This is a genomic window from Runella aurantiaca (assembly GCF_003339505.1).
GTDB classification, from domain to species: Bacteria; Bacteroidota; Bacteroidia; order Cytophagales; family Spirosomataceae; genus Runella; species Runella aurantiaca.
The window spans coordinates 41,592-56,484 of sequence record NZ_QPIW01000027.1 but is presented as its reverse complement, the minus strand read 5'-3'; the positions used below and the strand labels follow the sequence as shown (position 1 = coordinate 56,484).

The window sequence follows — 14,893 nt, the reverse complement described above, 5'->3', positions numbered from 1 at the left end:
TACCGCCCAAACATCGTGGAAACGTTTTTGCTGATTTTTTTACTGATTCCTTACCTCGTACTTCGGTATTATCTTACCGACCACGATACGCCTGCCGAAAAAGAACGAAAACGTTTAGCCGAAGGTATTGAATTATTCAACAACGGAGAATATACCAAAGCACACGATTATTTTAACCAAAAAATTAAGGAGTACCGCAAATCAGCCATCGCTTACGCCTATCGCGGTCAATGTAACCTCAAAGAACAAAATATCTACTCTGCCCTCTACGATTTTGCCGAAGCCCTGAGTTTTGATAATACGCTGTCAGAAGTGCATTTGCAAAAAGGAATGGCCCATTACCAGTTATCGGAATACGAAACCGCTTTTCTGTCGTTCGATAAAGCCGTTTGGTTTTCGCGCGGGGAAGAACCGCAAGCCCTCCGTTGGCGGGCCCTTGCCCGTCTGAAATTGCATCAGCTTTCGCAAGCCGAAAAAGACCTGTCCAAAGCTGTAGAACTCGGTGATGAAAACGCGGCCTATGTACTCAGTCAGCCCCCTTTCCGTCGGAAAGTGATTCTTTAATTCATCAACTTTTTTTCAAAAGTTTGCGTTAAAGGATGGCGAACCCTAAGGTTTATCATCAGTAATCATTTAAAACATGTTAGAAGTAACCTCCGACAATAAGCTTAAACGCCTCATCGTGGTAGGCGACCGCGTTCTGATTAAACCCAAAAATCCCGTAGACCAAACGCCAACGGGGTTGTATCTCCCTCCTACCGTTACCGAAAAAGAACAAGTACAGACTGGGTATGTCATTAAAGTAGGACCCGGTTTTCCGATTCCTGCCCCTACCGAAGACGAGCCTTGGAAAGAAACCGAGGAAAAGGTAAAATACATGCCGCTGCAAGCGCAGGAAGGCGATGTGGCCATTTACCTGCAACGTAACGCCATCGACGTCATGTACGGAGACGAGAAATACGTCATCGTTCCTCAATCAGCCATCCTGATGCTCGAACGCATCGAAGATTTGTTCCATTAGACTGGGACAATAAAAAAATTCCCTGCGTTGATTTTGGTAAAATCAGCACAGGGAATTACTATTTTTAAATGAATATGGGGATATAATTTTTATCTTCCGCTTTCTTGAGGACCGCCACCACGGGGGTCATAGCCAGAAGCAAAGAGCGGATATTGATCAAAAATAGACCGAACCACATTTCGATAGTAGCTGTTGGCAGCATTGGGATTTTTGAAAATACCCGCGGCATAACCTCTCCAAACTACCTGATCGGTATCAGCGTCTATCAGCGAAATAATAATCGTTCCCTTGTCCAAAGAGTAGCGAATCGGCTCGTATTTAAAGGAGTCATCTTCGGTATCAACCCAGTTTTTGATGACGGGCTGCATGTATCCCTGATAGCGTAAGTTGTCGTAGAAAATTCCGTAGTTTACCAGAAGCGTGGGCTTGCTTGTGCTGAGGCGATAGCCACGTGCCTGCATTTGTCGGTGGATGGCATTGTATACTTCAGTACATACGTTACCCGTATCACGTTCACATTCCAAAAAGGCGTATGTGCTGTAGGCTTTAAAGTTAGTTTCATAACTGTAATCGTGCTCCACAAAAATCCGACGATTGGTATTGCAACCCGCCGCCCACACAACGACGCACACAAAAGGTAAAAGTTTAGCAAGCTTCATGATGGATGTTAGAGTTTGGTGTTATACCAGTTTTGATTGGATAAAAATACGAAATTTTCTACAAAAGCAAATTATTTATTGTAAATCTTAGCGATTATAAATTATCCTACGTAATACGCGGCAGCCTGCTGAATTTCACCCGGGGTTACTTTAATATCAAACCCACAACTCCCCAAGCCAGTCAACAATGAAAAACGCAACTCCCCACCTTTGTTCTTTTTATCCTGCTGCGCCAACTGAATCACCGTAGCCACATCCGACATTTGCAACGCTACTTTGCCGTATACCGAGAATATAAACTCCTCAATCTGTTCTAATGTTTGTAAATCAATCATTTTTTTTCGGTACGCCACATAGGCCTCCATCACCATACCCGCCGCAATGGCTTCTCCGTGTAGGAGGCGCTCTTTGGGGGGCTTATTGAGAAAATAAGTTTCTACCGCGTGCCCAATGGTGTGCCCAAAATTCAAAATCTTGCGTAAGCCTTTCTCCGTTGGATCTTCGGCCACTACTTTTTTCTTGATTTCGACAGAATGTGCAATCAGGTCTGGCCAATTCTGTTCCTCAAAGTCTTTTTTGCGAATTTCTTCCCACTTAGCCGCATCGGCAATCAAACAATGCTTCACAATCTCTGCAAATCCAGACCTTAGTTCTATATACGATAAGCTTTGCAAAAAGGATGCGTCGATTAAAACATTTTTTGGTTGGGTAAAAACGCCCAAGTGGTTTTTATATCCCTGAAAGTCTATTCCAAGCTTCCCGCCCACACTGGCATCCACCTGAGAAAGCAGGGTGGTAGGAATCTGCACAAAATCAATTCCACGTTTATAGGTAGCCGCACAAAACCCGCCCATGTCGCCGATTACGCCACCACCGAGATTAAAAACGACCGCGTGGCGGTCTAGTTCCAAGCGCGTCATTTCTCCCCATATTTGTTCGCAGGTGGTCAGGTTTTTGTGTTGTTCACCCGCTGGAACAACAATGAGATGGTGCTTTGGCAAATACGGTTTTAGGCGAGGATAACAGTGTTTACGGGTGTTGACATCGGCAATGACCACATATTTTGAATACTCTTTGGTCGCTAAAAAAGCCGCGAGCCCTTCCTGAATTGGAGCGATGGTTACAGACATACGTGCGTGTTAAATTAGAAATTCAAATGTAAAACTTTTACGATAATAACGTGCTTAGCAGATTTGGCTTTGTTTCGTTTGACGTTTACGAGCTTTTCGTTAGGGCTGGTTTCCTAGTTCAAAGCTTTATATTATTACTTTAGATTCTATAGTGCTTAAATTTACACCTCAGCCCCTCTGATGCAAAACCCATATTGCCAGCTGGGCACCCTGTTTGTTGCCTCACTATCTTAATATAATTCCTTGATTTTCAAGCTTGTCAGCCCCAGGCAATACACCAAAGCTTCCAATTTTTCTTATCGCCATTTTGTTTTGCAATTGGTATTTTAATTTTCTTGATGTTCTCTGAATTTCTTGCCAATCCCAATCGCTAACCTTGCCATAGACCGTAGTTGAACTTTCATTTTTCAATGCTCTGCTCTCATTAAAGTGTCCAATATGAGATCTTTTAAGTATTTCATTTTTAAGCCCCCCAAAGTACAATTGGATTAACCCCCAGCCCTCTGTAGCATAACGAAAGGTATGTCCATCACACCTCTTAGGGTCTAGAACGATTCTTCTAAAAACTGGTTTGCCTCCATGTCTTGGTGTCCAAAGTTGAAATGTCGTCCCAAACTGGTCTATTCCAAAATCAAACTTTGAAGATATTTCCTTAAATGTTTTGTATTCACAAATTTCTTTGCCGAAAGGAGACCCTAAATCGTAAACCTGTAGGTCAGTTTCATTGAAAAGAAAATCAAGAATTTCTAAAATGTCAGTTTTGTTTGCAAAAAAGTCGTAAGTCATTCTTTTATTTTGTTTAGCCTTGCAGGTAACTGCGTAATTATGTAAAGACACCTTTTCGTTAAACCTGATAACAAACAATCCCGCACTGTACAGCGCGGGATTGTTTGTTACGATTAATGTACTATTTGAAACAAAATCAAGCGCCAAACGTGGCAATACCGCTCTGTATTTCGGTTTTGAAATAGGTCACAAAGTCTTCCAACTTCATGGAGCCCATATCGGGATGGCCTTTGCGGCGTACGGAGATGGTTCCTTCGGCCTGTTCTTTGTCACCCACAATCAACATGTAAGGCAATTTATGCACTTCCGCATCGCGGATTTTACGGCCAATTTTTTCGTCACGGTGGTCAACATACCCGCGTACGTCGGCTTCCTGCAATTGAAGGAAGATGTCATTGGCGTAATCCATGTACTTTTCGGAGATTGGCAATACCGCAATTTGGTCGGGCGAAAGCCACAAGGGGAAATTACCAGCGGTGTTTTCGATCAAAATCGCGATGAAGCGCTCTAATGAACCAAACGGCGCGCGGTGAATCATCACGGGGCGGTGTTTGGTACCATCGCTTCCCATGTATTCAAGGTCAAATCGTTGTGGCAGTTGGTAATCCACCTGAATCGTACCCAATTGCCACTTACGGCCGAGGGCATCCCGAACCATAAAGTCGAGTTTGGGACCATAAAAAGCGGCCTCTCCTAGTTCGGTAACGGTATTTAACCCCTTTTCGGCGGAGGCTTCAATAATCGCCGATTCGGCACGGTTCCAGTCTTCGTCTGTTCCGAAATATTTTTCGGGTTTTGCGGGGTCGCGGAGGGATATTTGCGCACTATAATTGTCAAATCCCAGCGACCGAAACACATACTGAACCAAATCAATAACGCGTTTGAATTCGTCTTTCACTTGGTCATTGCGGCAGAAAATGTGGGCGTCGTCTTGCGTAAAACCACGCACCCGAGTCAGTCCATGTAGCTCTCCGCTTTGTTCGTAACGGTACACGGTGCCAAATTCGGCCAAACGCAACGGTAATTCACGATACGACCGTGGACGTGCTTTGTAGATTTCGCAGTGGTGAGGGCAATTCATGGGTTTAAGCATAAACTCCTCCCCTTCTTCGGGGGTATGAATCGGTTGGAAGGAATCTTTACCGTATTTTTCCCAGTGTCCTGAGGTTACGTACAATTGTTTGCTACCAATGTGCGGCGTCACCACGGGCGAATACCCCGCACGCACCTGCGCCCGGCGCAAAAAGCTTTCGAGTCGTTCGCGCAACAAAGCGCCTTTTGGCAGCCAAAGCGGCAAACCAGCGCCTACTTTTTCGGAAAAAGTAAACAATTCCAGTTCTTTGCCGAGCTTGCGGTGGTCGCGACGTTTTGCTTCTTCCAGTACGTGCAAATAGTCGTCCAGTTCTTTCTGTTTTGGAAACGTTACGGCATATACCCGCGTGAGCATAGGCCGTTTTTCGTCACCACGCCAGTAGGCTCCTGCCACATTCATGATTTTGATGGCCTTAATAAATCCCGTATTGGGGATGTGCGGCCCCCGGCATAAGTCCGTAAAATTACCTTGCGAATAGAACGTAATCTGACCATCTTCCAGTCCATCAATCAGTTCAAGCTTGTATTCATCCGCTTTTTCGGTAAAATATTCAATCGCATCGGCTTTACTCACCGACGTTCGCTTGTACTCGCTTTTCTGGCGCGCAAGCTCAAGCATTTTATCTTCTACTTTTTTAAAATCTTCCTGCGAAAAAGGCTTCCCGCCCAAATCAATGTCGTAATAAAAACCCGTCTCAATGGCAGGTCCGATGCCAAATTTTGTACCCGGGTACAACGCTTCAATCGCCTCGGCCAATAAGTGTGCGGAGGAATGCCAAAATGTAGCTTTTCCATCGGCATCGTTCCAAGTCAAGAGTTGGAGGTTGGCATCCGTATCAATGGGTCGGGTGGCATCCCACACCTTTCCATTGACTTTAGCCGCCAATACATTTCGCGCTAGTCCTTCGCTGATACTCAGCGCAATGTCCATACTTGACGAGCCTTGGGGGTACTCGCGCACACTGCCATCAGGTAGGGTGATTTTAATGTTACTCATGTTAATTAGTTATGTTTAGTCACGCTTCATCAACATCCGCTATTACAAACTAGCATGAATCGTTGATAAATTTTCTGCAAAAATGGTTGTTTTAAACGTTACTGCCAACTATTGCCTGATTTTCAAGCTACGGACGGTATCACTTTTCGTTTTCAATTCAAGTCGAGGAGTTAGAATATTGACCTGAACCCTTTCACGCTCGGGGGCAATTGGGGCAACATCTTTCTCATTATCAGCATCAGAAGTTATTTCGGGTGAAGCCGGCGGTAGGGTACCGTAGGTATCAAGGTAATATTTTCGCTGTTGCGCCCGGTAAAGACGCCCCCGCGAACGCCAATCAGCCGCATCTATCTGCGTAGCCAGGGTATATTGTTCAATGGCCCCTTCGATGTTCCCATGTTTGTCGTAGGCACTTCCCAGCAAAAAATTAATCTGCGGATATTTGGGATTATAGCGCAAAACTTTCTCAAAGCTTTTAATGGCCAACGGTAAACTGTTCCACTTCAAATAGATAGTACCTGCCTGAAAATCAGCCGCGTAATTGGTTGAGTCAAATTTAATGGCGGCCCGATAGGCAATCAGTGCGCTATCTAGCCGTTTTTGACTGTGGTACATTACCCCGCGCGAATAATAAAGCATCGACTCTTTGGGGAAATACCGCAAACCCTGGTCGTTGATGTCTTTTGCCTGAATATAATCGTGCAAACGTGTATGAATGGTGGTCAGCTCTACATACGCAGGGACAAAGCGTGGTTTTAATTCCACCGCCCGCTGCATCAGCGCAATCCCCGACAGCGTATCTCCCTGGCGGGCATCTAAAAGTCCATTGTAAAAATAGGCTTCCCCTTCGTAAGGAGCCATTTGCAAGGCTTTCGACAGATACAACTTTGCCTGACGGTATTGCATTTTTTGTTGGGTCAAATCTCCCAATAAAATGTACAGCTCAGGCGTATCCTGTTGCAAGACTTCTGCCCGTCGTGCCGCCGCCAAGGCTTCGTCGTAGCGCTTAATCTGCCGCAAAATTCGGGCTTTGGTCAGCAGAAAAAGTCCATTGCTAGGGCTGATTTCAAGCGCGTCATTTATATCCGTCAAAGCCGCAGGAAAATCCTTAAGGACGATGTACAACTCGGCTCTTTTGTGGTAATTTAAGGAGTTGCGCGGACTACGCCGAATGATGGCACTCAAGTACTCAACGCCGATTTCCGCTCGTTTGAGGGCATCGTCGGAAGGAAGCGGAGGAATACGGGTACTCTGACGTTCGTCGCTGCTGCACCCGCCCAGCCACATTGCCAAACAAATACTTACTATATACGTTAGGGCTTTCAAGTTGCTCTGTACTATTATTGATGTTTTTAAAAAAGTCATTTTATTTCTTCAAAAACACCTGACAATGAATGCATTATTAAAATTAGTAAGCCACAACGGCACGTCATGCCTACCGTTGACTCACTCATTGATGCAAAGTACGGGAAAGTTTTGGGGAAATGCACGATTAATCACCGCTTAGACGGAGGCGAAACGATAAAATATACCCAAGGGAAGTTTGCGCTGTTTATGGTCGGCAAGGTAGAGTTCACCGCATTGGGCATTCATCATTTTACCAAATCGGTCTAGTACCAAATTTTCGGCCATCAAAGCCGAAAAACCCAACGAATACAAATTCAAAATGAATACGTGGTGAACAGGGTCCAAAAGCTCAGCGCAGGATTTGAGTAGTTCATTCAACTGTTCTTCCAGAATCCACTTTTCACCTGCAGGCCCACGGCCATAAGCAGGTGGGTCGAGAATGATGCAATTGTATTTTTTTCCCCGGCGCACTTCACGCTGAACAAATTTAAAAGCATCTTCCACCATCCATCGGATATTGTCGGCGTCGCTTGCCTCCATGTTCTCCCGCGCCCACGTGACCACCGGTTTAATTGAATCTACGTGTGTTACGTCGGCCCCTGCTTGTCGGGCTGCCACCGAGGCGGCCCCTGTGTACGCAAAAAGATTTAAAACGGCCGGTTTCTCGACGGGCAGTGCACGGAGTTTTTGGTCTAAATAATCCCAGTTAACCGCCTGCTCAGGGAAAATCCCTACGTGCTTGAAGGAAGTAAGCGAGCATTTTAGGCGCAACGACAGCCCCGCATGTCGGTAGCTTATCCACCATTTTTCGGGCATCCCTTTCGTCAATTGCCACTCGCCGCGTTCGGTAGCCTGCTTATCACGCACAAAAGTAGCGTGGGCCTTTTTTTTCCAATCAGCGTCGGAAAGAGATTTATCCCAAATAGCCTGAGGCTCAGGACGGGCTAGTATATATTCGCCAAATCGTTCTAATTTTTCGAAATTACCGCTATCAATCAGTTCGTAATCTTGCCAGTGGAGAGGAGTGAGAAGTTGCATTTGTGCGTTAAGGCGAAAGTCAACCGCTGGTACACTCAGGAAAAACCTAATTGACCAGCGATTGACCCTCTATCCTATGTTATTAAAAAGATATTTTATTCAGATAAAAAACATTTCGGCGACCATCGTCCCCCGTAATTCGCTGATATCCAAACGCTAAGTAATAATTATCAAACCAGTACAGCACTTCGTCGGTGTTGGTTTGACGCACCTTATCACTGGCATCAACGGTCATAATCGGAATCGGCTGGCGGTCATTCAATACGCGGTCTTTGTCAAAAACCTTGGCTTTGATAGCCCCTTTATTACTGTAAAACATAGAAACCGTTTGGTCCTCATTGGGTTTTACCCTTACTTTTTCTTTGAGTTCCATGCTTTTCAGCCCTTCAAAAGGCAGTGAATTATCCCATAATAAATCGCCTTTGGGGTTAAATCCAGCCACAATCGCGTGGGTATACACAAAACCATTAAATATTTGCCCATTGTTCATCCTCCGTGAGCCAAACCATGGGTCCCAATAGTATGGATTATAAAGTCCATACGATGGAAACATTCCCATGCCACCAATTCCCCACGGCGACATCATGGGTGAACCCCACCACGAGCTCATACCATACATCCCATTATTGTTGTTACGGTACTCAGGATAAAAGACCTCTCCCGAAATCAGGTAGTTGCCGTTTTGTTCAATGATGTCATGAACCAACAGTCGGTAATTAAGCTTTACTTCGTCTCCATTTTCTTTTTTCCGCTCTATCTTACGCAGCATTCGTTCTTGCTCACGCTCGCTCATGAAGTTGAAGAAATTCTTAAAATCGGTAAAACTGTGGTATTGCGTAAACTCTACCTCGTCGTAAACGATTTTACTAAGAAAAAGCCCTTGCGATGCGCTGTTGTTGTTTCCCTGCATGTTTCGGAAACCATAGGTTCCAATCATCAGTTTGGTGGAGTCGTTCAGCGTAAAAAGGCGTCCGTTGAGCAATGAGTAATCAGGCTCTGGCTCTACCATCACCTGCCCAACAGATTGCCCATATTCATCAAACGTCCGTGAGATAAGCTTGATTTCTCGTCCCTTGCGAGCGGCATAACAGACATTTACCAAATGGTGCGTGGTATCAATATCGACAGATTGAATCACGGTGTTGGGCTGCGTAACCCCGGGCAGAATCTTACTTTGTTTGGAAGCCAAATTGGTATAAAGCAGCATCGGCTCGTCTCGTACTGTCCCCGCCATAAAAACCGAATAACCAATCGTCTGGAAATCGGTAATTTGAAAACGGTCCACGGAGCTAAGGTAAAATGTCTCCATAAAACCCGCTACTCCCACCTTCACAACCTGATAAAAGTCAGTCCGGCTACGGGTAAATAACAGATAAACGGATTGGCCGTCGTACGAAGACTTTACAAAATCAAGGTTATCTTCAATCGTGCCGTTGATTGACCAATCGCGGTCCAAATCAACGTTAAACTTCTGAATGTTAAACGCATTTTTTGAAAGCTGTGAAACCAATACCACGCCTTTTGCGCCCAAAGAAATCGTATGGTATGACTCATTGGCTCCTGGAACAGGCAGCTCTATTCGCTTGACAGTCTGCGCCTTAAGTTCAGGGGCAGCTAAACCAATGACCAAAAACAAAACGTAAAAGAAAGAAACCAAAACGGCACTAAGCGCCGCACCAGCCCTGCGCACTACAAAAGATTGATAACGCGCCCGTGGGCTATTGACAATAAATTCATTAGGTGTTTTCATCGTTGCTAAAACTTAAGATTAGGTCGAATTCCTCCCGTTTTATCGGCATGACCGACAAACGAGATTGCCTAATTAACGCTATTTCCTGCAATCTATTATCTGACTTAATTTCCTGCAATGAAACCGGTCGTTTTAACTTCTGAACAGGCACCAATTCAACCACTACCCAGCGGGGGTCGTCGGTGGTTGGGTCAGGATACGCTTCGCGGTCTACCTGTGCAATACCCACCACGGCCAGCCCCTCATTGCTGTGATAAAAGAACACCCAATCGCCTTTTTGCATGGCTTTCAGGTTGTTACGTGCCTGATAATTACGAACGCCATCCCAAACACTCCTCCCCGCTTTCACAAAATCATCCCAACTGTAAACAAACGGTTCCGACTTTACTAACCAATGATTCATTCTTAATTTCCCATTTCTCAGGCTGATACCGCATCAAAATGACGCAATCTTTGGTCGCCTTTCAACTTTATACTTTTATTATATAGACAACATCGCCGCCCCAAACACTCCTGCACTATCTCCTAACTTTGGACGAAGAATTTTGGTTTCCACACGGCCGCTATTGAAGATGTATTTTTTGGCTCGTTCCAAGCCTTCGGTGTAAAGTAAATCAATGTTTCCAACACCACCGCCCAAAACAATGGCATCGGGGTCGAGAATATTCATCAGTACCGAAACAGCCTTCCCAAAATGTTCCAACATACGGTCGATGGTTTGGGTAGCAAATGGATCAGTACCAGCATAATGCCGCGCCACAATGTCTTTCATTTTTAACTCCTGACCACTAATCTGCGCGTAGTACCGCTGCAATGCGGGGCCAGAAAGTACCTGCTCTACACAACCTTTTTTGCCGCAATAGCAATCATATCCGTTGGTTTCCAGTTCATTATGCCCCCATTCGCCACCGATTCCCTGTGTTCCGTTCAACACAAAAGACTGTCCGTCTTTTCCTTTAATAACAACCCCACCACCAACACCAGTACCCATAATAACGCCAAATACACACTGGTAATTCGGAACAACATCTGGAACGATTCCCATTGTTGCTTCGGCCAATGCAAAGCAATTGGCATCGTTGGCAATAAAGACTGGAATCCCCAAGGTATTTGCTAAATCACTCTGCAAAGGCATATCATTCAGACAAGTAGTATTGCAGTTTTTCATCAAACCGTTGGACGGCTCTACCGTACCGGGCGTGCCAATCCCTATGCTTGGAGCTTTGAAGCCCGTTTCTGCTTCCAATGCACGTACCAGTTCAACAATCCGGCTAGCAATGTGCTCATACCCTTTATGAGCCTCTGTATCAATTCTTTTACGGATAATCACCGCATCAGGCGAGGGTGACGACAATACAACGCCTTCAATTTTTGTTCCGCCGAGGTCAATTCCCCAAATGGTTTGCATACGTATTATGATGTGTGTTAGTGAAAGGTAAAATCCGCTGCTGCGGGGTTTAGGTATTGATATAATAGTGTACGTATTGCGTATCCTACTACTGCCAATGATAGTTTTTTTGGCATAATTACGAACATTTAATGATTTAGCAAGTTTTCAGGATGTATTTATATTTTTGCAAAAACAAAATTAACTTTAGCAACCATGTCATTACAAAAAGGGGATAAAGCTCCCTCATTCACTCTCTTTAATACCGAGAAAAAAAAGGTTTCACTCGAAGATTTTAAAGGAAAAAATCTCATCATTCATTTCTTCCCAGCGGCTTTTACGGGCGTATGTACCGAACAGCTCTGCACCATGCGCGATGACTTAGGCTACTATACCAAACTCGGTGCCGAAGTAGTGGGTATCTCTGTTGATTCGCTTTTTACCCTCAACAAATATAAGGAGGAACAAAAATACAATTTTGATTTACTATCCGATTTTAACAAGGAGACTTCACAGGCTTTTAAGTCCTACTACGATACATTTGCGTTTGACATGAAAGGCGTAGCAAAACGTGCCGCTTTTGTAATTGATAAAGAAGGAGTTATCCAGTACGCAGAAGTACTGGAAAGCGCGGGTAACCTACCTGATTTTGTGGCGATTAAATCAACGCTTGAGCAGATTTAGCGTTGAAATTTATGTAGATATTTTGCCTAAAAACTGCATTTATTATCAAGCCAAAAAAGCCGAGTCAAACGTTTGACTCGGCTTTTTTATTGTCTTTTTTTTGGTACTTTCACCGTTTATTTTTTACTTGTAGATAATTTAACAGTGTAAAGTCTACTCTAATCCATCGTTAATCTTATGGGAATCGTTGAACGTCGGGAGCGTTTGCGGAAACAAGTCCGTCATGACATCCTCAAAACTGCCCGCGACATTGCTCGTGAGGAAGGCTGGCAGGCCGTCTCCATTCGAAAAATTGCCGATGTTATTGAATATAGCCCTCCTATTTTATACGAATATTTTGACAGTAAAGACAAACTGTTGGAAACCATCCGAAACGATGGCTTTGCTTTTCTGCACGAAGAATTGCTAAAACTGAGGACTTTGTACCGTAATCCTGAAAAATTAATTACGGAATTTGCCCAAATTCAATGGCGATTCATGCATACCCAAACCGAGGTTTTTCAGGTGATGTTTAATATGGAAGGCGGGATTTGTCAGTCAAAACAGGCTTATCAAATTGAGTTTGCCATGCTCAACAATCATCCAGTGTGGGAAGCCATGGCCTTGATACGACCGCGCTCCGCCGATGCCGTCTCCAAAACCTTTTATGAATGGTGGTGCCTTACGTACGGTTTTTTGGTGGTCACCTCTGTCACCCAGCCGCGCCAAACATTATCGAATTTCGAACCTATTTTTATGGAAACCGTTCGAAGATTTGTGCGAGGACTAGCTTGATATTCAGTGTAGATAGCAACTAAGAACTGGTTCAGAATACCAAGCCAGTTCTTAGCTAAAAACTTAAAGGATACTCTGTCTAATTTTCAATTCGCTTTGATGGTACACCTGCGAAAACGCGGGTACGCTTGTCGTCAACCACGCATTGCCACCGATGATAGAATCACTGCCAATGACCGTTTTGCCTCCCAATATGGTAGCGTTAGCGTATATAACTACATTGTCTTCAATGGTAGGATGACGTTTGGTTTCGGCCATCGACTTAGAAACACTCAATGCCCCAAGCGTCACGCCTTGGTATACTTTTACGTTATTGCCGATATCGGTCGTTTCACCAATCACGACACCCGTTCCGTGGTCAATAAAAAACGACTGTCCGATATTTGCTTTGGGGTGAATATCTATCCCTGTAAGGCCATGAGCGTGTTCGGTAAGCATTCTTGGCAGCAAAGGCACGTTCAAATCCACCAATAAATGTGCCACCCTGTAAACCGCAATGGCATAAAAACCCGGGTAGACAGAAATCACCTCCTCGATGCCCACCGAAGCGGGGTCATTGTCTGCAATTGCCTGCGCATCCAACAAAAGATTTTCGTAAATCTCGGGGAGTTGGGCCAGAAATCGTTCCATAATGACGTCTTTATCAGCGTCAAGATGATTGGCAAGCGGGTCCAAAAGGCAAGACAAACGGTTTTGAAGACGGCGATAGGCTTCGGGTAAATCTAACGAAGTCCGTTCGCAGTCTTGGGTAACAGGAAACAGAAAACACATCATTTCTTCCACAAACTTCCCTACGCTGCTGCGGGGAGGTAGCCGATGCCGATACTTGGCATTTTGTTCGGTAAGACGCGTTAAAAAGGAGACCGAAAGTTCTTGCTCAGTTAATGTCATGGCATTGATTGAATTACAAAATAAAAGCCCTTTCTTCAGGAAAGGGCGGCTCAATTTCTTAGTTTTGAAGCGTAAATTATTCCCTTTCCATGTCTTAGTCACGGATACAGCAACAACAAACAGCGGCACGTTTGGTTTTCACAGGAATGATTTTTATAATTTTGATACCAAAAACCGTGCAAAAAGGTTCATTATTCCAAAAAAAGTTACCATTTATTTGCAGATTGTACAATTCCACCGAATGATAATGTTTAAATTTAAAGTACACTTCTCTCTAGTTTTGCCTCAATACGCATTCTTTTTTTGTATTTTCTCTTTTTGTACCGCCCTTCCAGCACATACCCAAAATCGGTATTCATACGCTTGGAACGCGATGGGGTCAGAATTCAATCTTGTTTTTTATGCCCCTCATGACTCAATCGCAAAAGTGGCTTCGGATAGTGTTTTTAAACGCATTGAGTACCTAAATACCATCTTGAGTGACTACTTAGACGGTAGCGAAACCAATCGTTTATCGGCAACGGCTGGCTCGGGAGAGCCCTTTTTAGCAGGTCCAATACTCTTTGATATTCTTCAGCAGTCGGTTCATTATAGTAAACAAACCAAAGGCACGTTTGATGTGAGCGTCGGGCCGATTGTTCAACTCTGGCGGCGTGCTTTGCGGCGCAATTATTTCCCCGACAGCGCCCAAATTCATGAAGCAAAACAAAGCGTTGGCTATAAAAAAATCCGTTTGAATGCTAAAAATTGTACCGTGATGCTTACCCAAAAAGGAATGCGTCTCGATTTTGGCGGTATCGGAAAAGGCTACGCCGCCGATGATGCCCTGCGCATATTGCGCTATTTTGGCATTTCTGCCGCTTTTTTAGATGCTGGCGGGGACTTAACCATCGGCGAGGCTCCTCCTCAAAAAAAGGGTTGGGAGATTGAAGTGAGTTCGGGAGGGAAAGACAGTACAGCCAAACGTGTATTGACACTAAAAAATTGCGGGGTGGCCACTTCAGGAAACACCTACCGTTTTATGGAACACAATGGAGTCAAATATTCCCACATCGTAGACCCGCGCACGGGCGTTGGTCTTACCACCCATACACGCACCACGGTGATTGCTCCCAACGGAACCGCGGCCGACGCCCTCGCCACGGCGTTTAGCGTGTTAGGAATAAAAGAAGGCAAAAAAGTCGCGAAAAAATTGAAGTCTGTTCGCATCTGGCTCTTGGAGCAAAATGGGCTTGAATGGAAAACGGCTAATTTTTAGCAGGCTGGCCCGAAAAATACAAAAGGCAAACCGTTTCCGATTTGCCTTTTGATTCTTACATCGTTTTAAGCTCCCTAAG

The 14,893-nt window shown here is 44.7% G+C and carries 15 protein-coding genes; 5 read left to right on the top strand and 10 right to left on the bottom strand.

Features of this window, described 5'->3' with window-relative positions; translation table 11 throughout:
- Nucleotides 1-15 precede the first annotated feature (15 nt).
- On the top strand, nt 16-564 hold the full coding sequence (locus tag DVG78_RS23940; protein WP_114463556.1) for a tetratricopeptide repeat protein: 549 nt from the start codon (nt 16-18) through the stop codon (nt 562-564).
- A gap of 76 nt (nt 565-640) precedes the next feature.
- On the top strand, nt 641-1,021 hold the full coding sequence (locus tag DVG78_RS23935; protein WP_114463555.1) for a co-chaperone GroES: 381 nt from the start codon (nt 641-643) through the stop codon (nt 1,019-1,021).
- Nucleotides 1,022-1,110: 89 nt separating this feature from the next.
- On the opposite strand, the gene DVG78_RS23930 is transcribed toward DVG78_RS23935, so the two are convergent.
- From DVG78_RS23930 to DVG78_RS23890, 9 genes are all read right to left on the bottom strand, one after another.
- The gene (locus DVG78_RS23930) at nt 1,111-1,680 is read right to left on the bottom strand and encodes a DUF4136 domain-containing protein (protein WP_114065726.1); all 570 of its coding nucleotides are present in this window, start codon (nt 1,678-1,680) and stop codon (nt 1,111-1,113) included.
- Between the two features lie 101 nt (nt 1,681-1,781).
- Nucleotides 1,782-2,810: a 3-dehydroquinate synthase gene (aroB, locus tag DVG78_RS23925; protein WP_114463554.1), complete on the bottom strand. Its 1,029-nt coding sequence runs from the start codon at nt 2,808-2,810 to the stop codon at nt 1,782-1,784.
- A gap of 225 nt (nt 2,811-3,035) precedes the next feature.
- Entirely contained in the window at nt 3,036-3,596 is a 561-nt protein-coding gene (locus DVG78_RS23920) for a hypothetical protein (protein WP_147277164.1), read from the bottom strand.
- 136 nt (nt 3,597-3,732) lie between these two features.
- Nucleotides 3,733-5,685: a threonine--tRNA ligase gene (gene thrS / locus DVG78_RS23915; protein WP_114463552.1), complete on the bottom strand. Its 1,953-nt coding sequence runs from the start codon at nt 5,683-5,685 to the stop codon at nt 3,733-3,735.
- 108 nt (nt 5,686-5,793) lie between these two features.
- Nucleotides 5,794-7,011, bottom strand: a complete 1,218-nt coding sequence (locus DVG78_RS23910) for a tetratricopeptide repeat protein (protein WP_158550083.1) — start codon at nt 7,009-7,011, stop codon at nt 5,794-5,796.
- Nucleotides 7,012-7,188: 177 nt separating this feature from the next.
- Nucleotides 7,189-8,070, bottom strand: a complete 882-nt coding sequence (locus tag DVG78_RS23905; protein WP_114463550.1) for a class I SAM-dependent methyltransferase — start codon at nt 8,068-8,070, stop codon at nt 7,189-7,191.
- A gap of 82 nt (nt 8,071-8,152) precedes the next feature.
- Nucleotides 8,153-9,820, bottom strand: coding sequence for a hypothetical protein (locus DVG78_RS23900; protein ID WP_114463549.1), 1,668 nt, complete (start codon nt 9,818-9,820; stop codon nt 8,153-8,155).
- Nucleotides 9,807-10,223: an EVE domain-containing protein gene (locus tag DVG78_RS23895; protein WP_114463548.1), complete on the bottom strand. Its 417-nt coding sequence runs from the start codon at nt 10,221-10,223 to the stop codon at nt 9,807-9,809. The genes DVG78_RS23900 and DVG78_RS23895 overlap by 14 nt, the downstream gene beginning before the upstream one ends.
- Nucleotides 10,224-10,301: 78 nt before the next feature.
- On the bottom strand, nt 10,302-11,228 hold the full coding sequence (locus tag DVG78_RS23890) for an ROK family protein (protein WP_114463547.1): 927 nt from the start codon (nt 11,226-11,228) through the stop codon (nt 10,302-10,304).
- 195 nt (nt 11,229-11,423) lie between these two features.
- Between DVG78_RS23890 and DVG78_RS23885 the strand changes: the two genes are divergently transcribed.
- Nucleotides 11,424-11,891, top strand: coding sequence for a redoxin domain-containing protein (locus DVG78_RS23885; RefSeq protein ID WP_114463546.1), 468 nt, complete (start codon nt 11,424-11,426; stop codon nt 11,889-11,891).
- A 177-nt stretch (nt 11,892-12,068) separates the two neighbouring features.
- Nucleotides 12,069-12,665: a TetR/AcrR family transcriptional regulator gene (locus DVG78_RS23880; RefSeq protein ID WP_114065734.1), complete on the top strand. Its 597-nt coding sequence runs from the start codon at nt 12,069-12,071 to the stop codon at nt 12,663-12,665.
- 63 nt (nt 12,666-12,728) lie between these two features.
- Here DVG78_RS23880 and epsC read toward each other — a convergent pair whose 3' ends face one another.
- On the bottom strand, nt 12,729-13,556 hold the full coding sequence (epsC, locus tag DVG78_RS23875) for a serine O-acetyltransferase EpsC (RefSeq protein WP_114463545.1): 828 nt from the start codon (nt 13,554-13,556) through the stop codon (nt 12,729-12,731).
- Nucleotides 13,557-13,929: 373 nt separating this feature from the next.
- Here epsC and DVG78_RS23870 point away from each other — a divergent pair, with 373 nt between their 5' ends.
- A complete protein-coding gene (locus DVG78_RS23870) occupies nt 13,930-14,814 on the top strand; it encodes an FAD:protein FMN transferase (protein WP_229598306.1) in 885 nt (294 codons plus the stop codon).
- The last annotated feature ends 79 nt before the right edge of the window (nt 14,815-14,893 follow it).